This window comes from Paenalicyclobacillus cellulosilyticus (assembly GCF_014647315.1).
Lineage (GTDB): Bacteria > Bacillota > Bacilli > Alicyclobacillales > Alicyclobacillaceae > Alicyclobacillus_J > Alicyclobacillus_J cellulosilyticus.
Genome location: NZ_BMOY01000039.1, coordinates 1 through 23,996, shown reverse-complemented (window position 1 = coordinate 23,996; position 23,996 = coordinate 1). Strand labels below are relative to the sequence as shown.

General features: G+C 64.8%; 23 protein-coding genes, 1 tRNA gene and 1 CRISPR repeat array. Of the genes, 22 read left to right on the top strand and 2 right to left on the bottom strand.

Features of this window, described 5'->3' with window-relative positions; all coding sequences use genetic code 11:
• The 11 genes from IEX97_RS10970 to IEX97_RS10920 all read left to right on the top strand — a co-directional run.
• On the top strand, positions 1–246 hold a 246-nt coding region (locus IEX97_RS10970; protein WP_229776823.1), incomplete at its 5' end, for a hypothetical protein.
• A 16-nt stretch (positions 247–262) separates the two neighbouring features.
• Entirely contained in the window at positions 263–697 is a 435-nt protein-coding gene (locus IEX97_RS10965; protein WP_188883017.1) for a HEPN domain-containing protein, read from the top strand.
• Positions 684–2,063 carry a KGGVGR-motif variant AAA ATPase gene (locus IEX97_RS10960; RefSeq protein ID WP_188883016.1) on the top strand — a complete coding sequence of 460 codons (1,380 nt, stop codon included), beginning with the start codon at positions 684–686 and terminating at the stop codon, positions 2,061–2,063. Before IEX97_RS10965 ends, IEX97_RS10960 begins: the two co-directional genes overlap by 14 nt.
• Before the next feature lie 48 nt (positions 2,064–2,111).
• A complete protein-coding gene (locus IEX97_RS10955; protein ID WP_188883015.1) occupies positions 2,112–2,666 on the top strand; it encodes an NUDIX domain-containing protein in 555 nt (184 codons plus the stop codon).
• Between the two features lie 260 nt (positions 2,667–2,926).
• Positions 2,927–3,373 carry a GntR family transcriptional regulator gene (locus IEX97_RS10950; protein ID WP_188883014.1) on the top strand — a complete coding sequence of 149 codons (447 nt, stop codon included), beginning with the start codon at positions 2,927–2,929 and terminating at the stop codon, positions 3,371–3,373.
• Positions 3,330–4,265, top strand: coding sequence for an ABC transporter ATP-binding protein (locus tag IEX97_RS10945; RefSeq protein ID WP_188883012.1), 936 nt, complete (start codon positions 3,330–3,332; stop codon positions 4,263–4,265). Before IEX97_RS10950 ends, IEX97_RS10945 begins: the two co-directional genes overlap by 44 nt.
• Positions 4,228–5,244 carry a hypothetical protein gene (locus IEX97_RS10940; RefSeq protein ID WP_188883010.1) on the top strand — a complete coding sequence of 339 codons (1,017 nt, stop codon included), beginning with the start codon at positions 4,228–4,230 and terminating at the stop codon, positions 5,242–5,244. The genes IEX97_RS10945 and IEX97_RS10940 overlap by 38 nt, the downstream gene beginning before the upstream one ends.
• Before the next feature lie 99 nt (positions 5,245–5,343).
• Positions 5,344–6,264 (top strand): ABC transporter ATP-binding protein, encoded by a 921-nt coding sequence (locus IEX97_RS10935; RefSeq protein ID WP_188883008.1) that lies wholly within the window; start codon positions 5,344–5,346, stop codon positions 6,262–6,264.
• A 46-nt stretch (positions 6,265–6,310) separates the two neighbouring features.
• Positions 6,311–7,537, top strand: coding sequence for an ABC transporter permease subunit (locus tag IEX97_RS10930; protein ID WP_188883006.1), 1,227 nt, complete (start codon positions 6,311–6,313; stop codon positions 7,535–7,537).
• A gap of 146 nt (positions 7,538–7,683) precedes the next feature.
• Entirely contained in the window at positions 7,684–8,238 is a 555-nt protein-coding gene (locus IEX97_RS10925) for a Uma2 family endonuclease (protein ID WP_229776824.1), read from the top strand.
• Positions 8,239–8,404: 166 nt separating this feature from the next.
• The gene (locus tag IEX97_RS10920; RefSeq protein ID WP_188883004.1) at positions 8,405–8,545 is read left to right on the top strand and encodes a hypothetical protein; all 141 of its coding nucleotides are present in this window, start codon (positions 8,405–8,407) and stop codon (positions 8,543–8,545) included.
• 39 nt (positions 8,546–8,584) lie between these two features.
• Positions 8,585–10,813: direct repeats of the CRISPR family, unit length 39 nt; unit sequence AAGCTTCAATGGGGCCGCGGATCGCGTCCGCGGATCAAC.
• A gap of 260 nt (positions 10,814–11,073) precedes the next feature.
• Here the strand turns inward: IEX97_RS10920 and IEX97_RS10915 are convergent.
• Entirely contained in the window at positions 11,074–11,463 is a 390-nt protein-coding gene (locus IEX97_RS10915) for a Uma2 family endonuclease (protein ID WP_229776822.1), read from the bottom strand.
• Positions 11,464–11,711: 248 nt separating this feature from the next.
• Here IEX97_RS10915 and IEX97_RS10910 point away from each other — a divergent pair, with 248 nt between their 5' ends.
• From IEX97_RS10910 to IEX97_RS10885, 6 genes are all read left to right on the top strand, one after another.
• A complete protein-coding gene (locus tag IEX97_RS10910; RefSeq protein ID WP_188883001.1) occupies positions 11,712–12,503 on the top strand; it encodes a sugar phosphate isomerase/epimerase family protein in 792 nt (263 codons plus the stop codon).
• Positions 12,504–12,650: 147 nt separating this feature from the next.
• Positions 12,651–13,622: a Gfo/Idh/MocA family protein gene (locus tag IEX97_RS10905; RefSeq protein ID WP_188882999.1), complete on the top strand. Its 972-nt coding sequence runs from the start codon at positions 12,651–12,653 to the stop codon at positions 13,620–13,622.
• A 163-nt stretch (positions 13,623–13,785) separates the two neighbouring features.
• Positions 13,786–14,721, top strand: coding sequence for a carbohydrate ABC transporter permease (locus IEX97_RS10900; RefSeq protein WP_229776821.1), 936 nt, complete (start codon positions 13,786–13,788; stop codon positions 14,719–14,721).
• Positions 14,722–14,746: 25 nt separating this feature from the next.
• Positions 14,747–15,592 carry a carbohydrate ABC transporter permease gene (locus IEX97_RS10895; RefSeq protein ID WP_188882998.1) on the top strand — a complete coding sequence of 282 codons (846 nt, stop codon included), beginning with the start codon at positions 14,747–14,749 and terminating at the stop codon, positions 15,590–15,592.
• A gap of 25 nt (positions 15,593–15,617) precedes the next feature.
• Positions 15,618–16,907, top strand: a complete 1,290-nt coding sequence (locus tag IEX97_RS10890; RefSeq protein WP_188882997.1) for an ABC transporter substrate-binding protein — start codon at positions 15,618–15,620, stop codon at positions 16,905–16,907.
• Positions 16,908–17,016: 109 nt separating this feature from the next.
• The gene (locus IEX97_RS10885) at positions 17,017–18,267 is read left to right on the top strand and encodes an MFS transporter (protein ID WP_229776820.1); all 1,251 of its coding nucleotides are present in this window, start codon (positions 17,017–17,019) and stop codon (positions 18,265–18,267) included.
• A 21-nt stretch (positions 18,268–18,288) separates the two neighbouring features.
• Here IEX97_RS10885 and asnB read toward each other — a convergent pair whose 3' ends face one another.
• Positions 18,289–20,139: an asparagine synthase (glutamine-hydrolyzing) gene (gene asnB, locus IEX97_RS10880; RefSeq protein ID WP_188882996.1), complete on the bottom strand. Its 1,851-nt coding sequence runs from the start codon at positions 20,137–20,139 to the stop codon at positions 18,289–18,291.
• A gap of 180 nt (positions 20,140–20,319) precedes the next feature.
• Here asnB and IEX97_RS10875 point away from each other — a divergent pair, with 180 nt between their 5' ends.
• The 5 genes from IEX97_RS10875 to dnaX form a co-directional block, all read left to right on the top strand.
• Positions 20,320–20,661: a late competence development ComFB family protein gene (locus tag IEX97_RS10875; RefSeq protein ID WP_188882994.1), complete on the top strand. Its 342-nt coding sequence runs from the start codon at positions 20,320–20,322 to the stop codon at positions 20,659–20,661.
• Positions 20,662–20,779: 118 nt separating this feature from the next.
• Positions 20,780–21,268 carry a tRNA adenosine(34) deaminase TadA gene (tadA, locus tag IEX97_RS10870; RefSeq protein WP_188883023.1) on the top strand — a complete coding sequence of 163 codons (489 nt, stop codon included), beginning with the start codon at positions 20,780–20,782 and terminating at the stop codon, positions 21,266–21,268.
• A tRNA-Ser gene (locus IEX97_RS10865) sits at positions 21,222–21,311 on the top strand. The genes tadA and IEX97_RS10865 overlap by 47 nt, the downstream gene beginning before the upstream one ends.
• Positions 21,312–21,627: 316 nt before the next feature.
• Positions 21,628–22,710: a two-component system sensor histidine kinase NtrB gene (locus IEX97_RS10860; protein ID WP_229776819.1), complete on the top strand. Its 1,083-nt coding sequence runs from the start codon at positions 21,628–21,630 to the stop codon at positions 22,708–22,710.
• A gap of 72 nt (positions 22,711–22,782) precedes the next feature.
• The coding region (dnaX, locus tag IEX97_RS10855; RefSeq protein ID WP_308426207.1) for a DNA polymerase III subunit gamma/tau at positions 22,783–23,996 on the top strand (1,214 nt) is incomplete at its 3' end.

Sequence of the window (23,996 nt, the reverse complement as noted above, 5' to 3'; positions counted from 1 at the left end):
GCCGGCGGCCCTGCGGGTGGCACCGGCGCGGGCGGTGCGGCGGGTGGTGCGCCCGGCAGCGCGGCGAGCCTGGCGGCGGAGGCGAACCGCCTGTTCCAGAAGTATCAGGCCGACACCGCGCACGGCGACTTCGTGCAGGCGGGCCAGGACCTGAAGCAGCTCGGCCAAGTGCTGCAGGCGCTGCAGTCGGTTGCGGGCAGCAGGGGCGCGGCGCCCCGCGGTGCAGGTACCGGCACGGCGCGGTAGGCAGGAGCGAGCGTTCATGCAGCCACCCGGGCAGGAACGGTATGCGCAAGCGGCCAGCCGGCATTTGCAAGACGCCAAGTTGCTGCTCGCCCACGGCCGTTACGACAACGCCGTGTACCTCTCCGGCTATGTCGCCGAGTGTTGCTTGAAAGCGGTCATCGAACAGTTCGCCACCACGGTGGCCGCCCGCCGGTACGGGCATGACCTGCGCAGTCTGCGGCGGGCGCTGGTGCTGTATCCGCGGGCCGAGGCGTACATCCCGGCGGAGGTCATCGAACGCACCGCTCTGGTGCGCGGACACCCGCACCGCCGTTACTGGCCAAGCGGTGCCTGGTCGGCGGCCGAGGCGGCGGACATCGTCGGCTTGGCGGATCGGATTCACCAACAGACGGTCGCCCGGTTGGTGCTGCACGGGTTGCTGCGGAAGGAGGACCTCGATGGCGCTGGGTGATCTCCGCTTCGACACCGCATTGGACCGGGCGCGGGCGGCGCTCGCGGCGTGGGACGGGTTGGCGGCGTGGACGGCGGCGGTGACGTTGATTCGCGATGTGCAGGGCCGTATCACGGTGTTCCTCGAGCCGCGCAGGGCGGTGGCGGAAGACGAACCGTTTCTCGAAGGGCTGCAGAGACGCCTGGCAGCCGACCTCGGTCCGTACTTTTCCGGGGATGTCTGGATTGCCAATCCGGCCGATGCGGCCCTTGCGTCGATGGAAGCCATCATCCGCGCGGAGCGCGTGCCGGCACCTTGGGACGGCCGCGCAGACGGCGGAATGGCTTGGTATGTGCTGGAACGGCGGATCGCGAAGGAATACTGGCACGGACCGGGCGCGGCTGAGGCATGGCCCTGGTCCAGCGCCGAGGTGCGGGCCGGCCGGCGGCCGGCCATCGTGACGTTTTATTCGTACAAAGGTGGGATGGGGCGCACGGCGACCTTGGCCGCGGCGGCCCTCGTCCTGGCACAACGCGGTTGCCGCGTGGCGATGGTGGACCTCGATTTGGAAGCCCCCGGTTTAAGCAGTCTGTTCGTCCCGGATGATGCTGTGGCGAGCGGCGTGATCGATTATCTGATGGAGAAGCCGCTGCGCCCCGACTGGCAGGCAGGGTCCGGCGTCGTGACCATCGCCGACCCCCGGCTCGCGCTTGGCGATGCCCCGCTGTGGCTGGTCCCCGCCGGCCGTGTGAACGAACACTACCTCGAGAAACTGGCGCGGATTGATTTCCAACACCAGGTTTCGGACCGCTTGCCGCGGCTGATGAAACAGTTTTTCACGGAACTGGCGGATGCGTATGCACCGCTTGACTTCATTTTGCTCGATGCGCGCGCCGGGTTTCACGATCTCGGTGGTCTGGCGCTGACGCGCTTGGCGCATGCGGTCGTGTTGCTGGCCAATTTATCGCGCCCGACATGGGCCGGGTTGCCGGTGGTGCTGCAGCGCCTGGCCGGTTCCCAGGCGCAGGCGGTGCCGGTCGTCCTGGTGTACGCCGGGGCGCCGAATGTGCGCCATGCGGGGGCGGATGCGGACATGGCGCGGTTTCGCGCGATGGCGGAGGGCGCGTATCTGCGTGTGTCCGGTGCGGACGGGGCAGATGCGGCGTCTGGCAAGGATGCATCGGCTGTCCCAGTTTCGGCTGCACCTTTTGCCACGGTGGCGTTGCCGTGGCATGAGGCGCTGCGCGGCGAGGTCAGGCTGTGGGGAGATGCGGCGGACGACACGGCGCGCATCCGCAACCTGGTGGCGGTGCTCACGGGGGCGCCCTATCAGGAGCTGGTGCGACGGCTGCTCATGTGTTTTCGGCAGGCGGACGGCGAAGCGTGAGGGACGGACAGGATGGCGACGATGTCACGCACTGGGGGAGGTCGCAGCATGCCTGAAGACTTCGGAGGGATTGTCGTCGCCGCGGGCGGCGTCGTGATCGATGGCGGCAAGGTGTTGTTGGTGCAAGTCGCATATGGCCGGTATGCGGGGCATTGGATGATCCCGGGCGGGCAATTGGAGCCGGGGGAATCGCTGGAAGCGTGCGCTGTGCGCGAGGTGTATGAGGAGACGCGGATCTGCGTCCGGCCTCTGCGCATCGTGGGCGTGCGCTCGGGCGTCACGTCTGCGACCGAGGGCGAAGAGGCGCCGCCATCCGCGGCGCAGACCAACGTGTACGTCGCGTTCGCGATGGCATCCCTCGGCGGTGAACCGGTGCCGGACGGCAGGGAAGTCCGGCGCGCGGAGTTCCGGGACATTCACGAAGCGTTGACCGATCCGCTGGTCTTTCCCCTCAGCAAGGACATGATCCGCAGCGCCCTGCTCCCGGGCGGCCTGCACCCACTGGATGGTACGAGCACGCCACTCCCGGCATCATACCGACACTATCTACCCTATGTTATTCAACCCGATGTCCATCGCGGTGGCAGGGGACCGACGGCGTAAGCCCTCGCACCACGCGTCCAGCTGACGTAGAACTCCCTCCATGAGACCCCACACGATGCCCCACCGAAGGTTGGGCCGATTCGTGCCATATCACATGGGCCTACCCACCATGGACATATCGGATGTCCTCACGAAGGTCCTGTCCCCGCGGTCTTGGCCATCTTGGTCTTGACATCCGTCCCGGCATGTTTTAGTGTCTATGTGTACCACTACGCATAGTACAAACGGTACGTCTGCGGGCGGAGAGGAGGTGGCCCCCGATGTGGCTGCGTGTGGACCCTCGGCTGAGTGTGCCGGTCTACCAGCAGGTGGTGGACGGCATCAAGGCGGCGATCGCGAGTGGTCTGCTGCGGCCGGGCGATCGGTTGCCGCCGGTGCGGGAGCTGGCGCTCGAGTTGACCATCAACCACAACACGGTTGCCAAGGCGTACCAGGAGCTGGAGCGCGAGCGGGTGATTGAGGTCATCCGCGGCCGCGGTACGTTTGTCGCAGCGCGGCCGTCAGGGCGGCCACCGGACTATGAGGAGCGGGTGAAGACGCTTCAGGACGAGATGCGGCGCATCTGGATTGAGGCTTACCACCTCGGGCTCGATGCGGACACCGTGCAGGAGATGTTCCGGGCGGCCGCACCCGGTGCAAAGGATGCCAAGGAGGGAACGGGGGATGCAGTGGGTCGTCGAGGCGAGATCGCTGACGAAGACGCTTGACGGACGGATGGTGCTGGAGAACGTCACGATAACCGTTCCGCCTGGCACCATCCACGCCGTGGCGGGGGCCAACGGGGCCGGCAAGACGACGCTTTTGCGCATCTTCGCCGGCTTGTACGACGCCAGCGCGGGCGAGTGCCGGGTGCTCGCGGAGCGCATGCACACGGGCGCCACGGCGCTGCGGCAGCGGGTGCACCTGGTGGCGGCGGACCTGACCCTGCCGCGCGGCATGACGGTAGCGGAGTACGCGCGTTACGCCTCGCTGCTCTATGAACGCTGGGACCCCGAGCGCTGGCGGCGGCTGCGGGAGGCTTTGGAGCTGCCGCTGCGGCGGCCGCTCCGGCACCTGTCCTACGGCATGCAGATGCAGTTGCGGTTGGCGCTGGCCTTGTCCGCCCGGCCGGAGGTGCTCCTGCTCGACGAGCCGACGGTGGGGCTCGATCCGGTGGTGCGCCGCCAGTTCCTGCAACTGCTGCTGGAGGAGGCGGCCGCGTCCGGCGTGACCATCGTCGTGGCGAGCCACCAGTTGGATGAGCTCGAACGCATGGCGGATCACCTGACGGTGCTCTACCGCGGGCGCGTGGTGGTGACGGGATCGCTCGATGAACTCAAGCAGTCGCTCGTCCGGTTGACGGTACGCGGACTGCGGGCGCTGCCGGATGCGCTCGCGGGTCATCCCGGCGTGTGGACGTGGTCGCCGGCGCGCGTCGGGCTGACCGTGATGGTGCGCGCACAGGCGGCAGGTGACGTGACGGCGGCGCTGCGGACCGCGGGCGCGGAGCAGATTGTCGAAGAGCAGGACATCCCGCTCGACGAGTTGTTCCGCCTCTGGATGGAAAGGGAGGGATACCGGCGTGACACGGTCGCACTCGCGTCGCGCGGTGACGTATAAGACCTGGCTCAACCTGCGCTGGTGGTTGCTCTTGACGCTGCTTTTCCTGTGGATGGGCTGGTTGTCGCCGTGGCTGACGATGGACAATCCGACCATCTTTTTGCGCGGCCGTCTGGACCAGTTGGCAGCCGGCGGGGCACAGGGATATCAGATCGACTGGACCCTGCTGTGGATGGTGGCGCTCGGTGCGCTGCCGATGGCGCTGGAGCGCAGCCGCGGCGCGCTGTTGACCACGTTGGCCGGCCCGGTGCGCCGGCGAGACCTGTACAACCTCCAGTGCGCATGCTGCCTGGCTATCGTCTGGCTTGGGCTTGCGCTCCTTGCGGGGTACATCGCCTGGCTCAACGCGAGTTTGGGCGGCCCGCTCACCATCGCCCACATCCTCGGCTGGTTGGGGCGGCAGTTGTTGTCGCACACCGCCGCCCTGATGGTCGGGTTGGCGGCGGGGACCATCATCGGCAACTACGGGATGGCGGTGTTTTGCGGCATCGGCGTGGCTGGTGTGCCGATATACGCTTCGTTGGTGTGGTCGTTTATGGTCAACTTGCGGATCCAGCATGAACTCCAAGCGCACCCGCATGCAGCGACGGGGCCCGACGTCCAGGCGCTGGCTGCGAAGACGGAGGCCATTCTGCGCCTCTCGCCACTGGTCCCAGCGGACGGCGTCCACGGGCCGCTGTGGACCGGATTGGTCCTGTGGTTCGTGCTCTGGTCGGCGGGTTGGTATGCGCTGGGCCTGTGGCTGTTCGAGCGGCTGCCGCTGGAACGCGAAGGCAACGTGTTTTCCTATCCGGTCTGCTGGCACCTGCTGTTTGCCGCCATCGGCCTGATGGCCGGGTTCATGGTGACGGTCATGTCCTGGCGCGGCGCACAACCGCCGGTTTGGCAGGCGTTCCTGTTGTGGTCGGTGGCATCGGGCGCCATCTGGCTCTTGTTGGCGCTCGCGCGCCGCATCGCCGTGGCGCGCCGCCAGGAATAACGGAGACACCGTGGCCGCGATGGTCTGTCGCCGCAGCCGGTGACCGCAAGGTGCGGACGTGCACAAGCAAGGTGACGGTATGAAAAGGAGGGTGACGGTATGCATGTGTTGGAGCTGCGCGGCGTCAGCAAACGGCTGGGCCGCCGCATGGTGGTGGAAGACCTCAATATGACGGTGGAGGCGGGGGAAGTCTACGGATTTCTCGGGCCGAACGGGGCTGGCAAGACCACGACCATCCGGATGATTGTCGGCCTGATTCGGCCGACAGCGGGGGAGATCCGCATCTTGGGCCACGACGTCCAGCGCGATCCGGTGCGTGCCCTCGCGCACGTGGGCGCCATCGTCGAAAATCCGGAACTGTATTCGTATCTGACCGGACGCCAAAACCTCATCCACTACGCGCGCCTCGCAGGCGTGAACGACATTGCGCGGCGCGTGGAACGCGTGGCCGAACGGGTTGGCTTGGCCGACCGGCTGGACGAGAAGGTCAAGCGCTATTCGCTCGGCATGCGGCAGCGCCTCGGCGTGGCCCAGGCCCTGATAGCGGACCCGAAGCTCTTGGTGCTGGACGAGCCGACCAACGGGCTCGATCCCGCCGGCATGCGCGAGTTCCGGGAGCTCATCCGCGCACTGGCGCGCGAAGGCATGGCGGTGTTTGTCTCCAGCCACCTGCTCGCCGAGGTGGAGCAGATGTGCGACAAGGTGGCGGTCCTGCGCGGGGGCCGCGTCATTGCCGAGGCGCGCATCGCAGACCTGACGGCAAGCGTCGGGCATGTCTGGCTGCGCGTCAGCCGTCCGGATATGGCGCAAGCCGTGCTGAGGAACAGTGGCTGGGAGGTGGCGCGCGACGGCGGGCGCCTGCGGGTGGCGGCCAAAGACGAGGCGGCCATTGCGGCGGTGGTCCGCGCCTTGGTCGAACAGGGCATCGACGTGTACGAGGTGGCGCCCGGCGGCGGGCTCGAGCAATCGTTCCTGGCATTGACGGGGGAAAGCCCGGCGCACGCCGCCGGCATGGCGTAAGCGCCTCGTACGGTGTGCAGGGCGAATGGCACAGGAGGGAAACCGGATGGGTACATTGTGGAACGTGGTGCGCAACGAGTGGATGAAGTTGGTGCGGCGCCGGCGCCTGACGGTGGTCGCCATCCTTGGCTTATGCGTGGTGGCGTTGTTTGCCTTCGGGGAATACCACAGGTTGCGCGAGGCCCAAAACTTCAACCCGGTGCAGATCCAGCAGACAGCCATCGCACAGATGGAAAGCGAACGCACGCAGTTGGCGCAGTCGCCGCCGACAGCTCAGCGCGACGCGCAGCTGCGGGACCTTGACCAAGCCATCGCTAAGGCGAAGGCGGACCTGGCGCAGACCAAGGCGCGGACGGCATCGCCCGAGACCTGGCGCCAACAGGCGCAGGCGGCCATTGAGAACGCAAAGCAGCAGCTTTCGCAGATGCCGAGCGGCCCCGCGCTTTTGCCGTCGCAGCAGGCGCAGCGGGCCAGCCTGCAGGCCGAGATCATGGAAAACCAATTCCGGCTTCAGCATCATGCACCGCCGGTGGTTTGGCCGCAGATGAACAGTTGGGAAGAGACAGTGTCGTTCCTGGGCGTGGCAGCGAAGACGTTCATTCCGCTGCTGGTGGTGGTGTTGGTGGCGGACATCGTGGCCGGGGAGATGACGGACGGCACCATCAAGCTGCTCGTGGTGCGCCCGGTGCGGCGGCGCACCCTGTTGTTGGGCAAGTGGCTCGTCGTCACGGCGGCGTCGGCGCTGTGCAGCCTCGTCCTGTGCGGTTTGGTGTGGCTGGCGGGCATCTTGGTGCTCGGGACCAAGGGGGCCATGAGTCCGCACTGGGTGGGGGTGACGTACCAGTTTGTCACCTCACCGGATCAGCCGCTCGCTGTCACGCCGGTCCCCGATTACACGCATGCCGCCTTGCTGCCGGTGTGGCAGTACCTGCTGTATGACAGCTTGTGGATTGCGGCGGCCATGGTGGTGGTGGCGAGCATCGCCTTCTTCTGCTCGACCATTTTCAAATCGGCGATGGTGAGCACGGCTGTATCCATGGGGGCGGTGGTCATCGGCTTGGTGGTCACCGACATGGCCCGCCATCAGGGCTGGGTGCGCTGGTTGTTCCCCACACACCTGAACCTGATGTCCGATTGGAGCGGCGAGGCCGCCTTGGCGCTCCAACACCCCGTGACGCTCGGTTTGGGTGTGCTGGTGCTCGTGATATGGGCGGTGGTGCTGTTGGCGGTCTCGTTCATCCGGTTTGGCCGCCAGGACATTTTGAATGCCTGACGATGGGCCGCCGATAAGACGGAGAATGGATGCCATGGCCGTGAGCGCAGATCCCGCCTCGCCTGCTGACCGCTTCTCTGCAGGCATCCCATGGCCGGCCGCGGTATACTGGTGGCAGCAGAAGGCGTTGTCGAAAGGTGAGGTCGATGCGACCCAAGCGGGATCGGACGGAGACGTACACTTACGCGGATTATCTTACATGGGACGGGCCGGAGCGCTGGGAGCTGATTGACGGCGTGCCCTATATGTTGGCGAGCCCGACGCCGGAGCACCAGCGCGTGTTGGGCCGGTTGTTTCTCGATATCGGCGGGTTTCTGCGCGGCAAGCCGTGTGAGGCGTTCTTGGCGCCGCTTGACCTCTGTTTTGAAGCCAGCATGGACACGCGGCATGTGGTGCAACCGGATTTGTTCGTGATGTGCGAGGATTATTTGCGCGATCAACGTGTGGTCGGAGTGCCGGTGTGGGTCATCGAGGTGTTGTCCCCTTCGACGGCCGCCCATGACGCCATCCGCAAGCTGAACCTCTACCAGCGTGTGCGCGTCAAGGAGTACTGGATTGTCGAACCGGATGAGCGAATCATCAACGTCTATCTGCATGACGGGGAAACGCTGCGCTGGACGGCGGAGTACAAGCCGGGCGACAAGCTGAGTCCGTCGCTGTTTCCGGAGTTGGTGATGGATGTCGCGGCCGTGTTCACGTGAAACAGGCATCGTCGTCGCGGGCGGCGTCGTGATGGATGGCGGAACGCACGAGTTTTTGGTAAACATTCTACCCGTCTTCACAGACGCTTCACGGTCCTTCCACGTTACGTCCCTATACTCGACGTTGCCAAGCATATCCTGACGCGAAACGCAGGGAGGGATTCCGGTGAAGCGAGCTTTCCAGAAACCCCTGGCCGTCCTCACCGGCACCGTGGTGGCTGGCGCCGCGGCGGTGACCGGCTTCGGCTGGTGGACGCGTGCCAACTCGAGTGTCACACATGCGGCCCTGTTCATGTTGTGTCGCTGAGACGGTCTTGGATGTGGAAATGCCAGGACCGCGTAGACGACGCTTCAATGGGGCCGCGGATCGCGTCCGCGGATCATCTCGGCGTGGCCGTCCTGGTACGCCGGCGCCTTCAAGGCTTCAATGGGGCCGCGGATCACATCCGCGGATCAACAACCGCACATCCCCGCGCGGGCGCACCGGGATCTGGTACTTCAATGGGGCCGCGGATCGCATCCGCGGATCAACGCAATCGCGTCAAGACGATACAGAGGGAGTATCCGGCTTCAATGGGGCCGCGGATCGCATCCGCGGATCAACGAAAAAGATATCCGGGCACAGTGCAGACAGTGGCGATGCTTCAATGGGGCCGCGGATCGCGTCCGCGGATCAACTCCCGCACAACCTTCACAGTCGGTGTATCGGGAACGCTTCAATGGGGCCGCGGATCGCGTCCGCGTATCAACGCAATTCTTTGTCTGGGATATATATCCACTTTTCAGGCGCTTCAATGGGGCCGCGGATCGCGTCCGCGGATCAACCGTGGTTCTGATGGTAGGCCGTACATTGAGCCTCATGCTTCAATGGGGCCGCGGATCGCGTCCGCGGATCAACTTCAACACCTAACGGCTTCGTCATGGACGGCCAAGGTGCTTCAATGGGGCCGCGGATCGCGTCCGCGGATCAACGGGTCGTGTAAGATATGCGACAGTCCGTTCCGTGAAGCTTCAATGGGGCCGCGGATCGCGTCCGCGGATCAACTACTATAGGACTACTGCTGTAGCAGAGATAGAAAGCTTCAATGGGGCCGCGGATCGCGTCCGCGGATCAACGGGTCGTGTAAGATATGCGACAGTCCGTTCCGTGAAGCTTCAATGGGGCCGCGGATCGCGTCCGCGGATCAACTACTATAGGACTACTGCTGTAGCAGAGATAGAAAGCTTCAATGGGGCCGCGGATCGCGTCCGCGGATCAACGGGTCGTGTAAGATATGCGACAGTCCGTTCCGTGAAGCTTCAATGGGGCCGCGGATCGCGTCCGCGGATCAACTACTATAGGACTACTGCTGTAGCAGAGATAGAAAGCTTCAATGGGGCCGCGGATCGCGTCCGCGGATCAACGGGTCGTGTAAGATATGCGACAGTCCGTTCCGTGAAGCTTCAATGGGGCCGCGGATCGCGTCCGCGGATCAACTACTATAGGACTACTGCTGTAGCAGAGATAGAAAGCTTCAATGGGGCCGCGGATCGCATCCGCGGATCAACATGGCTTCCGGTTCGATTTCGGAGCGTCCAACTCCAGCTTCAATGGGGCCGCGGATCGCATCCGCGGATCAACGAGACAGCTGGCAGGTGATCCGATCCTATATAGATCGGCTTCAATGGGGCCGCGGATCGCATCCGCGGATCAACACGATGCGCAGAGAAAGGCAATCAACACCATTTTGCTTCAATGGGGCCGCGGATCGCATCCGCGGATCAACGGTGGGGAATCAAGAAACAGGACGCCGAGGCAGCAGCTTCAATGGGGCCGCGGATCGCATCCGCGGATCAACTTCGGGCTTACCTGGAGCCTCGAGCTGTACCAGCAGGCGCTTCAATGGGGCCGCGGATCGCATCCGCGGATCAACGGTGGGGAATCAAGAAACAGGACGCCGAGGCAGCAGCTTCAATGGGGCCGCGGATCGCATCCGCGGATCAACTTCGGGCTTACCTGGAGCCTCGAGCTGTACCAGCAGGCGCTTCAATGGGGCCGCGGATCGCATCCGCGGATCAACCTGGAGGTGGAGCGCGTTGCTCATTAAGATCGGAGACGCTTCAATGGGGCCGCGGATCGCATCCGCGGATCAACGAGGACGGTAAGTACGGGCCCGCCACTGTCGCTGCCGTGCTTCAATGGGGCCGCGGATCGCGTCCGCGGATCAACTGAGCAAGTACAGGAGTACTCTAACGAAGCCCATAAAAGCTTCAATGGGGCCGCGGATCGCGTCCGCGGATCAACTGTACAGCGTGTCTTTGGTCTTGCCAGTCATCAAGCTTCAATGGGGCCGCGGATCGCGTCCGCGGATCAACTGAGCAAGTACAGGAGTACTCTAACGAAGCCCATAAAAGCTTCAATGGGGCCGCGGATCGCGTCCGCGGATCAACGGAGGGAACACAAGATGGCAAGCTCACTCATCAAGGCTTCAATGGGGCCGCGGATCGCGTCCGCGGATCAACTTCATCGCCTGCGCGCGACACGTCCGGCGACGTGAAGCTTCAATGGGGCCGCGGATCGCGTCCGCGGATCAACTCCGCCACATCTGGCTCAGTCGTGACGCGGGATTTCGACCGTTTTCCGCGAACCCCCCGGAACGGGGTTGGCGCCGCCTCGGATGGACGCCTTCATTGTACTCCGGGTGTGGCAAAAAATCCAGAGATGTCGCGGGGTTCCGCGGATCCGCGAAACCCCGGGGTTTTCGTCATCACTCGGGGTTCGCGGATCCCCGTCGACCCTGGGTACGACCGGGCAGGTGCAACCTTCGTGCAACACGTTTTGCACTGAGTGATCATTCACGCGAATATTTCGTCCAGACGAATCTCCAGCTCTGGCAGCACCCCGACCGGGACCGTGTCGTCTTCGCTGAAGACGGTTGGGAACAGTTGCTGGTCCGCCAACCGATAGACTTCTACAATCTGGTTATACGGGTCGACCAGCCCATACTCCCGCACCCCGGCGGCCATGTACGCGCGCAGCTTCACCGTCTTATCCTTGTACGCCGTCGCGGGGGACAACACCTCCATCACCATGTCGGGCGCGCCGACACATCCGTACGGCCGCAGTTTCGATGGATCGCAGATCACGGTGATGTCCGGCCGCACGTAGTTGCCGCCTTCGTCGCCCTCCAAGTAGACGTCGTATGGCGCGATAAACGCTTCACACGTTTTCCCTTTCAGGTACATGCTGATGTCCCGGAAAGCCGCATCTCCCCAACTCCTCATCTTTCATTGTAAACGAGTGAGTCGACGTTCATGGCGCAACGCTTCGTTCCGGCCCAAAACATGCTGAACGGAACCGAAGCGCCACCGTGGGCGAGTAAACCTGAGCTCTGGGCGCCGAGGCGGCCGAGAACCGCTTTGGTGCCTCGTTGCGCCTGTGCTAGAGTGGTAAGCGGTTGCATCTCACGAACCTTTGGGAGATGGTGAATGGCATGAAATTCGCGGCGCAAGAAAACCTGGTCCCCGGCGCGACGTTTCGGGAGAAGGTGCAGCATCTCAAGCGCCTGGGATACGAGGGCGTGGAGCTTCGCGGCGATCACCTGGCCGAGCGGGTGCAGGAGGTGAAGGCGGCGCTGCGCGAGAGCGGGATCGCGGCCACCTGCATCTGCGGCGGGTTCAAGTTCGGCCTCTTGTTCCCAAATAAGGCCGACAGGGAGGAGTCGAAGGCGCAGATCAAGCAGCTGTTGGCCATCGCGGCGGACGTCGGGGCGGAGGGCGTCATCGTGGTGCCCATCTTCGGCGGGCCGCAGATCCCGGATCTTTCGCCGTGGAAGACGGCGGTGGAACTGGAGCGCGAGCTGTTGGTGGAGCAGTTGGCGGAGCTCGCCGCGTACGCCGGCACGCAAGGCACCAAAGTCATCCTCGAACCGCTCAACCGGTACGAGACGCACCTGCTCAACCGGCTGGAGCAGGCGGCGGAGATCTGCGATCGCGTCGGTTCGCCGCACATGACGGTGCTGGCCGATTTCTTTCACATGAACATCGAAGAGGCGGACATCGCGGCGAGCCTGCGCGCGGCGGGGCGGTGGCTCGGCTACGTCCACCTGGCCGACTCGAACCGCGTCGTGCCGGGCCTGGGGCACACCGACTTCAAATCCGGCTTTGCGGCGCTGCGGGACATCGGTTACGCCGGTTGGATGTCGCTCGAGTGCGGCGTCCCGGGCGATCCGCTCGCGACCCTGGCGAGATCGCTTGCGTTCATGAAGGAACAGCTGTCCGCCTGAGCGGGCCGGCACCTGCCTGTTTGCGCGGGCGGGGGCTGCCTGCCAGACCGCGGCGGCGAGGCCGCGTAGCGCCTGCCGAGCGGTGCGGCGACGAGACGGATGAGGACGGTGCCATGGCAGAGAACGAAGAGAGGAGCGAAGAGCGGCATGACGCTGAACATCGGGTTCATCGGCGTCGGAGGCATTGCGGAGGTTCACCTGCGCAACATCAGCCAAATGGAAGGTGCGCGCGTCGCGGCGGTGTACGACGTGAACGCCGAGCGGGCGCAGTTCATCGCCCAGAAATATGAGACCCAGGCGTATGCCAGCCTCGACGAGATGCTCGACGGCGAGCGGCTGGACGGGGTGTACATCTGCGTACCGCCGTTCGCGCACGGCGAGGCGGAGCGGGCGGTCATCGCGCGGGGGCTGCCGATGCTGGTGGAGAAGCCGCTCGGCGTCGAGATCGAACCGGCGCAGTCCATCCTGGCGGCGGTGCGCGAGAAGGGCGTCTTGACGTCCGTAGGCTACCACTGGCGGTATTCAGAGGCGGCGAACGAGGCGAAGGCGCGCCTGGCCGGGAAGACCATCGGCATGGCGCTCGGCTACTGGCTCGGCGACATGCCGATGGTCCCCTGGTGGCGGCGGATGGACGGTTCGGGCGGGCAGCTGGTGGAGCAGACGACCCATATCGTCGATCTCGCCCGCTACCTGTTGGGCGAGGTGGTCGAGGTGTACGCCGCGTACGCGGAGCGCGGGATGAAGCAGGAGGTCGAAGGGGTCACCGTGCCCGACGTGGGCACCGTGACGCTCAAGTTCGCGAGCGGGGCGGTCGCCACCATCTCGAACACCTGCCTGCTCAACCAGTACTACACGGTAGGGCTCGACATCCTGACGCGGGAGGCCATCTACGAGGTCCGCGGCGATTCGCTCACCGAGCGGCGCCGGCACGAGACGGTGGTGCGGCGCAACCAGACCAATCCGTATTACGAAGAGGATAAAGCGTTCCTCGCAGCCATCCAGACGAACAATCCATCGCTGATTCGTTCGTCGTATGAGGATGCGTTCCGGACGTTCCGCGTCACCTTGGCAGCCAACGAATCAGCGGCCACCGGGAAACCGGTGCGTTTGCCATCCTAATCATCCATTTCTGGGGAGAGGCAGCCCTGGGTGTGCCGGGTGGAAGCCCGGCGCATCCAGGGCCTTTTTTCGCCACGGCATCATCCGGCATCCCCGCGCGTACACATCAATATGCCGTCATGGGACACGGCCGCTGGCCAAAACGGGTAAGGAGGCGGTTGGGATGTCGGTAGCCATGGCAGGGACACAGTCCACGCAGCGTCCCAAAACATCCGGCACCTGGCGCAACATTCGCCGCAACTGGAGCCTCTACCTCTTCATTTCTCCGTTTTACATCCTCTTCTTCGTCTTTGGTCTCTTTCCCATCATCTTTTCGCTGGTGCTTTCGTTCGAGTCGTGGGACGGGCTGGACACGCCAAGGTTCATCGGCCTCAAGAACTTCGCCCTGCTGATGACGGACAGCCAGTTCTGGCAGTCGGTGGGCAACACCTTCATCATCTGGGTGGAATCGACCATTCCGATGTTGTTCCTGGCGCTCATCATCGCGTTTTTGCTCAACAGTGCCTTTGTAAAGCTGCGGGAGTTCTGGCGTTTCACCTTCTTTCTGCCGAACATCACGTCGGTGGTTGCGGAGGCGGTGCTGTTTGGTGCCGTGTTTGCGCCCAAGTTCGGCCTGCTCAACTGGGTGATAGAACGCTTCGGCAGCCCTCCCGTCGACTGGCTCGACAACAACTTCTGGTTGCAGGTGGCCATCGCCATCATGATCATCTGGCGCTGGACAGGATACAACGCCATCATCTACTTGGCCGGGTTGCAGGCCATCCCGGAGGAGTTATACGAAGCCGCGCGCATCGACGGCGCTTCACTGACGCAATCGTTCTTCCGCATCACCATCCCGCTCATGCGTCCCATCATCTTGTTCACGGTCATCATGTCCACCATCGGCGGCATGCAGATTTTCACCGAGCCGTTTGTTCTCACCGGGGGCAGCGGCGGGCCGGGACAGGGCGGCATGACCATGGTCCTCTACCTTTACAACCAAGCGTTTGGCAGCCATCTGTTTGGGTACAGCTCCGCCATTGGTTGGGTCTTGTTCCTCATCATTCTGGTGTTCTCCTTGTTCAACTCCATCTTGGTGCGCCGTTTGGGCACGGCGTAAAACGGACGCACAGGGAGGGACGGACATGAGCCAAGGCATCGACGTGAAAGGGTTTTCCGTCGGCAAGGCGCTCCTGTACCTCTGTCTGGTCATCTGGCTCGTCTTTTCCATTTTTCCGTTCTACTGGCTGGTGGTGATGTCAACCCGGGACACCACCAGCATCTTCTCCTACCCGCCCAAGGTTACGTTTGGCAATCAGTTTCTTGTCAATACCCGGCACCTGTTGGCCGCCATTCCGTTTTTCCATTCCATGTGGAACAGTCTGTATGTATCCGTCATCTCGACTGCCGCGGTCTTGTTCTTCTGTTCTCTGGCCGGATTCGCGTTCGCCAAATTCGAGTTTCCCGGCAAGAAGCCACTGTTTCTCATCATGCTGGCCACCATGATGGTTCCCGGGCAGCTTGGCATGGTCCCGTCTTTCGTCATCATGAAAACGCTGCACTGGGTGAACACCTTTTGGGCGCTCATCGTCCCGGGCGCGGCGAACGCGTTTGGCATCTTTTGGATTCGCCAGTACGCGGAAACCGCCATTCCGGACGACCTGCTCCATGCGGGCCGGATTGACGGCTGCGGCAACTTCCGGCTGTACGCCCATGTCGCCCTGCCCATCCTGCGGCCGACCCTGGCCGCACTGGGCATCTTCACCTTCATGGGGTCATGGAACGACTTTATGTGGCCGCTCGTCATCCTCAACGACCCCAAGAAATACACCCTGCAAGTCATGCTCAACTCGCTCAACGGCATCTACTTCAAGGACTACGGCATGGTGATGGCCGGAACCTTGTTTGCCACCATTCCGCTCCTCATCCTGTTTTTCATCTTCAGCCGCAAACTGATGGGCGCCGTCACGGTGGGCGCCATCAAGAGCTGACAAGAACTGAGGGGGGGTGTTCACGGTGCAACAAGCACAGGCACGCCGCCGGCGTTGGCGGAAGGGCGCGGCTTGGGCCGGCGCCATCGCGCTGTGCGCCGCGGTGGCAGGCTGCGGTCAGCCAGCGAACCAACACGAGCGCGTCACCCTCACCCTGTGGTATTGGAACGATTCCCTGAGCGACGACATCCTCGCCCAGGTCAACAAGGTGTTTCCGAACGTCAACCTGAAGGCGGAAAAGATTGGCGGCGACTTTGAAGCCAAGCTCCTCTCGGCCATGTACGCGGACGATCCGCCCGACATCACGGGCATCAACGCGGCGAACTTCGTGGCCACCATGGTCAAGGACCACAACCAGTTCGTCAACCTGCTCGACTACCCGGAGGTGCGGGCGGCCCAAAAGCTGTACCTGCCCTGGAAGTGGAACCTGGCGGCCACCCCGGACCACAAGTACCAGGTGGGCATCCCCATCGACACCGGTCCGACGGTGCTCTATTACAACGCCGCGTTGTTCAAGAAGGCGGGCCTCCCGTCCGATCCGAAGGACGTCTCGCGGATCATCAACTCCTGGCCGGCGTACATCAAGGCGGCCGAACAGATGAAGGCGCGCATCGGCGTGCCGATGTTCGACAACGTGAATACGGTGTATGAAGCGGCGCTGAACCAAGGCAAGGAATACTACTTCAAGCCGGACATGACACCGATCTACAAGACCAATCCGGTCGTCAAGCATGCGTGGGACTTGGCGGTCGAGGTGCACAAGCTCGGGCTGGCCGCCAACATCGCGCAGTGGACGACGGCGTGGAGTGCGGGCGCGGCGCACGACGGGTTCGCCTCGTTCATCGGGGCCAGCTGGATGGTGCCGCAGCTCGAACAGTCGGACCCCCGGCAGGGCGTGTGGCGCGTGGCCGCCGCGCCGGGCGGGCCGTCGGATGAGGGCGGATCGTTCCTCGGCATCACGAAAGCGTGTAAAAACCCGGAACTGGCGGTGAAGGTGGTGCTTTGGATCCTCAATCCACAGCACCAGGCGCAGATGTATCCGACCTTGGGGTTGTACCCATCGACGCCGGGCGTCTACACCTGGCCGATCATGAACAAGCCGATGCCGTACTTCGGCGGGGAGAACATCAACGAGTACCTGTCGAAATCGGCGGAGGGGATTGACATTGGCTTCCAGAGCCCGTACGACAGCACGGTGGACAGCATCATCAACCAGCAACTCTCCCAGGTGGCGCTCAACGGCAAGGACCCCAACCAGGCATGGAACGACGCCATGCACTTGATCGATCAACAACTGGCGCGCGTGCTGGCGTAAGCCAGCGCGCCGCCCACCCTTTGTGCTCCCCGCCGGCGCAGCCCGAATGGTGCAACGGCACCCTGGTCCGATATGAAAAATCGTGATAACATATAGGGGGTATTTCGCGTTGCGAATCATTCTGGATGCGGAGGAGTGGGGAAGGATGCGTCTGCGCGAGATGTTTCCTCCGGCCGTTTGGGCGACTGCGTTTGCTGCGCTCATCGCCTTCATGGGCATCGGCTTGGTCGATCCGCTGTTGCCCTTGATTGCCAGGGAGATGGGCGCCAACAAGTTTGAAGTGGAGTGGCTGTTCACCAGCTACATCGCGGTCATGGCGCTCGCCATGCTGCTCTCCGGCGTGCTGTCGGTGCGGTTTGGCAGCCGGCGGGTGATGTTGCTGGGCCTGTGCCTGGTGGTGGTGTTTGCCACGCTCTCCGGCTTCGCGCCCAACATCCCGTTCCTGGCGGCGGTGCGCGCCGGATGGGGGCTTGGCAACGCGTTTTTCACCTCGACCGCCTTGTCCATCATCGTCGGCTCGTCCTTGGCGGGGATGAGTGCCGCCATCACCCTCTACGAGGCCGCGCTGGGGCTCGGCATCGCGTCCGGCCCGTTGCTCGGCGGATTTCTCGGCAGCATTAAGTGGCGGTATCCCTTTTTCGGCACGGGTCTGTTGATGTTCATTGCCCTCGTCTTCACGTTCCTGCTCGTCCAGGAACCGAAGCAGAAGGAGCCGCCGCGCGGCACGCGCGATTTGTTCCGCGCCATGCGCCACCCGGCCGTGCTCACCAACTCGCTCATCGGGCTGGTCTACAGCTTCTGTTTCTTCACCATCCTGGCTTACTCGCCGCTGACACTGCGGGGGCTTGACAGCATCCGGCTCGGCTACACGTACTTCGCCTGGGGCGTGCTGGTCGGCATCTCTTCCGTCTTTGTGGTCAACTGGCTGCGGCCGCTCTTGGGGCCGGTGCGCTTGTTGCAGGCGAACCTCCTGTGTCTCGTGGCGGTGTTTGTGGCGGCCGCATGGGTCCATGGCCGCGGGCTGTTGTGGGTCATCATTGTCTCCGGCTTCTTCTGCGGCATCGCCAACGCCATGTTCACCACGCTCGCCATGGAGGTGTCCCCTTTCTCCCGTTCCATCTCGTCCGGCGCCTACAATTTCGTGCGCTGGACCGGCGCCGCGGTGGCGCCCATCCTGGCCGGATGGCTGGGCGACACTTATGGCGCGCAAGTGCCGTTCTGGGTGGCGGCCGCTCTGTTGGCGCTCGGCCTTTTGGGTCTTGTCTGGTTTGGACCGGTGCTCGAACAAGGGTTGGCGGAAAACGCGCCGCAGGAAGGCCACGGCCACGCCCCGCGCGCCCACAAGCCTGCGCGGGTGTAACCGTGACCGCAAGGGGTCGCGTTACACGTCCAGCTCCACCCGGTATGTCCGCAGCCAGGCGTCCACTTCCATGAGGTAGTGGAACAACTGCGCCGTACCCATGATTTGGCCGAACCACGGCCGGTGTTCCATCGGTTGGCGGCTCATCGCCGCCAGCTCCTGCACCGCTTCCACATCGACCAATTCGCGCAACGGCGACGCGGGATCGGCCAGCACGGCCAAGGCGCCGTCGCGCACGGCCGCCAGATACCCAGGGTGCGGCGTGGACGGATACGGGCTCTTTTTGCGCGCCAGGGCGTCGTCCGGCAGCCAGCCGCGCAGCGCGCGGCGCAGGATGCCCTTGGCCTGGCCGTCGCACGCCTTCATCGCCCACGGGATGTTGAACACGTACTCCACCAAGCGGTGATCGCAGAACGGCACCCGCACCTCGAGGCCGCTGGCCATGCTCATCCGGTCTTTGCGGTCGAGCAGGGTGGGCAGAAACCGGGTGAGGCTCAAATAGGCAATCTCGCGCACCCTGGCCTCGCGGGGGTCCTCGCCGGGCAGGCGCGGCACTTCGCGCAGCGCCTCCTGGTAGCGATCCCGCACGTACGCCTCCGGCTGCATCCGCTCGCGCAGCCAGGGCGCGAGGATGCGGACGCGATCGGAGAGGCGCAGCGACCACGGGAAGGTGTCGGCCCGCAGCGCCTCTTCCCGGTGGAACCACGGGTAGCCGCCGAACACCTCGTCGGCCGACTCGCCGGAAAGCGCCACCGTGGCGTGACGCTTGACCTCGCGGCAGAACAGGTACAGCGACACGTCGATGTCGGCCATCCCGGGCACGTCGCGCGCCGCCAGGGGGGTGAGCAGGTGCTCGGTGAGGTCCGGCGTGTCGAACACCACGGCGTGGTGCTCGGTGCCGAGAAACGCGGCGACCCGCCGCGCCCACGGCGCATCCAGGCTGGTCTGGAAGTTGTTGGCCTGGAAGTAGCGCTCCATGTCGGCGAACTCAATCGAAAAGGTGTGGAGCGGCGGCTTGCCGTCGCGCGCAAACGCCCGCGCCGCGATGGCGGAGACTGCGCTCGAATCGAGACCGCCGGAGAGAAACGTGCACACCGGGACGTCGGAGACCAGCTGGCGCTCCACGGCATCCACCAGCAGGGCGCGCACCGTCTCGACGGTGGTATCGAGACTGTCCTCGTGCGGGCGGCTGGCCAGCTGCCAGTACGGGTAGATGCGGACGCCCGCCGGGGTGGCGAGCAGGCAGTGACCGGCGCGCAGTTCCGAGATGTCCTTGAACACGCCGTGGCCGGGCGTGCGCGCCGGTCCAATGGCGAACACCTCCGCCAACCCGGCGAGATCGACACGGCGGCTGACGCCGGGGTGGGCGAGGAGGGCCTTTGGCTCGGAGCCGAAGATGATGCCGCTCGCCTGGCGGCTGTAAAACAGGGGTTTGACGCCCAAGCGGTCACGGGCCAAAAACAGGGTCTGGGCCGCCTCGTCCCAGACGGCAAACGCGAAGATGCCGTTGCAGCGGTCCACGCACGCCGGGCCCCATTCGACGTAGCTGTGCAGCAGAACCTCGGTGTCGGAGTAGGACTGGAAGGTGTGGCCGCGCGCGATGAGATCGCGCCGGATCTCCTCCGTGTTGTACAGTTCTCCGTTGTACACGATGACGTAGGTCCGGCCGCCGAAGCGGCGGATCATCGGCTGCGCGCCGCCTGCGGGATCGACCACCACCAAGCGCCGGTGGGCGAACGCGACGGGTCCGCGGCACCAACAGCCCGAGGCATCCGGCCCGCGGCAGGCGAGCGTCTCTCCCATGGCCGCCACGACCGCCTGTTCCTGGGCCATGTCGCGGCTGAAATCCACCCAACCTGCGATGCCACACATGTTGTCTCGCCTCCTCGGTGTTCGTCACAGCGCCCGATGCGCAGCAGCGCACGTACAGATGCTTCGTTCAGATACCTGACAGCCTATGCGTCCGCATGCGCCCAGGTGCAAGACCGCGGGGTGCGGCAGGAATTTTCCGGCCGCTGGCGTATGATGGAATCCTGAAGGGGATGACGCCGGGTGCCGGTGCACAATGTGTTGGAAACGTTGGTCCGGACGGTTCTCGACGAGGCGTTTGTGAAACCGTCCCGTTTGCCTTGCGCGTGCCCGCGCTGCCTGGACGACATCATGGCGCTCGCGCTCAGCCGGCTGCCGCCGCGCTATGTCGCGACCGATGCGGGCACACTGTATGTCAAGGCGGCTTATATGCATCCGCAGCTTCAGCTCGACGTCTACCAGGAGTTGCTCCGGGCGGCCGAGGTGGTGGCCGCGCATCCTCATCACGGGCCCGAAGCGGGCGCCGGAACCCCGGATGGCCAGGCTGCCGGTGACGCTGCGCAGTCTCCGGACGGATCCCCGTGACGGGGGCAGGCCCGGATGGGATGCGCGCGTTGGGTTGGACGAAGGGTATCCACGAAGAGGTGTCCACGGAAGAGGTGTCCACGAAGAGGAGGGTCACGGCCTGGACGACGCGGCGTACATGGCCTTGGCGCTGGCCGAGGCCCGCAAAGCGGCGGCGCTTGGCGAGGTGCCCATCGGCGCGGTGGCGGTCCACCGCGGCGAGGTCATCGCCCGCGCCCACAACCTGCGCGAGACCTGGCGCGATCCGACCGCGCACGCGGAGGTGCTCTGCCTGCAGGAGGCGAGCCGCCGTCTGTACGGGTGGCGGCTGGCGGACGTGGATTTGTACGTGACGCTCGAACCGTGCTTGATGTGTGCGGGGGCCATTGTGCTCGCCCGCATCCGCCGCTTGGTCTACGGGGCGCCGGACCCGAAAGGCGGTGCCGTCTCGTCGCGGGCGCAGGTCCTGGTGCCCGGGCTGTGGAACCACCATCCCGAGATTACCACTGGCGTTTTGGCTGATGAATGTGGTATGATACTCAAGGACTTCTTCCGCCGGGTGCGGAAGGGTCTTCATGTACGGAGAGATGTCGGAGTGGTCGAACGAGCTCGCCTCGAAAGCGAGTAGCCCTGCAAGGGGCTCGTGGGTTCGAATCCCACTCTCTCCGCCAAAGCGAAGCGCGCGGGCGCGCCTTGCGCCCAGGAACCAATTGGGTCCCATGCGGCGGGAACTTCCGAACCGTGTCAGGTCCTGACGGAAGCAGCACTAAGGAAGACCTCCCGGGCGACGTGGGCGCGCCTGATTGGTTCTTGGTCGCAAGGCGCGTCTTTTTGCGGGTTGGGCCGGCGGAAGGGCGTGTGGGTCCCGCGATAGGTGTCGAACCCAGGGATGTTTTGTCGCCAGGCAGGAACCGCGTTCCGGCAGGGCGAATCGGGTGAATGACACTTCCGATGCGGACGATGGGACCGCCAAGGAGCGTGGCGCGTGTGTCGCTGCATGAGATGCCTTATTCCGTCGGACATGGGATGTTGTTGCCCTCCGCGTGGGTGGAACGGATCAACGCGGGCGTCCTGTATCTGGACTGCAACCTGAACGTCACCGTCCACAATCGCCTGGCCCAACAGTTGTTCGTCCCTCGCGTCCCGCTGTGGCAGCCGGTGCCGTTGCAGCAACTTCTGTCCCCCGACAGCGAAGGTTACCGCGTCTTGGCGCGGCTCGCCGCCCGGCCGCGCGATGTACGCGACCTGCTGGTGCTCTGGGAAAACGAGGGCGAGATCCGCCACGTCCTGCTCGACGCGTTTGCCGAGGCTGGGGATCGCCACACCGTCCCGGGTGTCTGGCTGATGACGAAAGACCTGAGTCACTTCTCCGCGCTCGAGCAACAGGTGTCGCGAAGCCATAAGCTCGCCACCCTCAGCAAGGTGGCAGCCGGCGTCGCCCACGAGATCCGCAATCCGCTCACCACCCTCAAGGGATTCTTGCAGATTCTCGCCCAACGCCTGACGGACGCCCGGATGGCCGCCGAGATCGAATACGTGCGCATGATGCTCAACGAGATTGGCCGTGTGGAAGACATGGTGTCGGAGTTGCTCCTGCTGGCCAAACCGCACCCTGTCCGGCGCGTGCCGTGTGCCCTGCCGCAGCTTGTCGCGGAACTCGGGCCGGCCATCGCCGAGCTGGCGGCCGAGCACGGTGTGACGTACTCCTTTGCCTGCGACGATGTGCCGGAACTCCCGCTCGATCCTGCCCTCATCAAACACATGGTGATGAACCTGGTCAAAAACGCCGTCGAGGCGATGGAACACGGCGGTGAACTCCGCATCCACGTGCGTAACGAAGGTGCGTGGGTCGTGATGGACGTCTCCGACACCGGACCGGGCATCCCGTTCTACCAAATGGACAGAATTTTCGACGCCTTTTTCACGACCAAGGAGAAAGGTACCGGCCTCGGTCTGCCGGTGTGCCAGCGGATAGCCGGCGATCACGGCGGGGAGGTGCGGGTCTCCTCCAAGGGGTTCGGCACCACGGTCTCCGTCTGGTTGCCGGTGCAGGCGCCGGCGGAGGTGTAACGCGCCGGCGCAGGCGCGGACACCGGCGGGTACGTTGTCCGGCGGATGCGTTGTCCGGCAGGTGGTGCCACCATGGCGTTTGTCCGGCGGATGGGCGGTGTGGTACTGTGTTACGAGGAGGGTGGGTGTGCGGTGTCCTATCAGGCGCTATACCGAGCGTGGCGGCCGCAGACGTTTGCCGATTTGGTCGGCCAGCCGCACGTCAAACAGACCCTGACCAACGCCCTCGCCCACGGCCGGGTGGCGCACGCGTACCTGTTTTGCGGCCCGCGCGGGACCGGCAAGACCAGCACGGCCAAGATCCTCGCCAAGGCGGTCAACTGCCTGCAGCCGCAGGGTGTGGAGCCGTGCAACGCCTGCCGCGCATGCGAGAGCATCACCGCCGGCACCAACGTCGACGTCGAGGAGATTGACGCCGCGTCCAACCGCGGGGTGGACGAGATCCGGCAGCTGCGGGAGAAGGTGCAGTACGCGCCGGCGTCCCTCAAGCGCAAGGTGTACATCGTGGACGAGGTCCACATGCTGACGCCGGAGGCGTTCAATGCCCTCCTCAAGACGCTGGAGGAGCCGCCGCACCACACCTTGTTTGTGCTGGCCACCACCGAGCCGCACCGCATCCCGGCGACCATTGTCTCCCGCTGCCAGCGCTTCGACTTCCGGCGCATTCCGGAAGCGCTCATCGTCGAACGGCTGCGCGCGGTCTGTGCGGACAACGGTTGGGCGTACGAAGACGAAGCGCTGTTCAAACTGGCGGAAGCGGCCGACGGCGGGTTGCGGGACGCGCTGGGCCTCTTGGAACAGACGGCTGCGTACAGCCAGGGACGCATCGGGGCACAGGAAGCGGCGCACGTGGTGGGCGGGCTGCAGGCGTCCGACGTGGTGGCGCTCGTGGCAGCTCTGTACCGCGGCGATCTCCCCGGCGCGCTGGTCCGCTTGACCGAGTGGTACATGGCCGGGCGGGACGCAGGGCGGATTGTGCAGGAGATGCTCGCCGTCCTGCGCGATCTCGCCGTGGTCCGCCTGCGCCTGCCGGAGGCGGCGCAGGAACCGCGCTGGCAGGCGTACGCGGAGGTGGCGGCCGCCTGTCCGCTCGAGTGGCTCCTGGCCGCCATCGACAAGCTGGGCGACGTCTACACCCACCTGCGGTTTGTGGATCAGCCCCGGTTGGTGCTGGAGACGGCATTGTTCGGCATCGCCCGCCTGGCGCGGGGGCAGCGCGCCGCGGCACCGCCGGATACGCCCGCGCTGGCTGCGCCCGCGCAGGCGTATCCGGCGGTGCCGCGGCG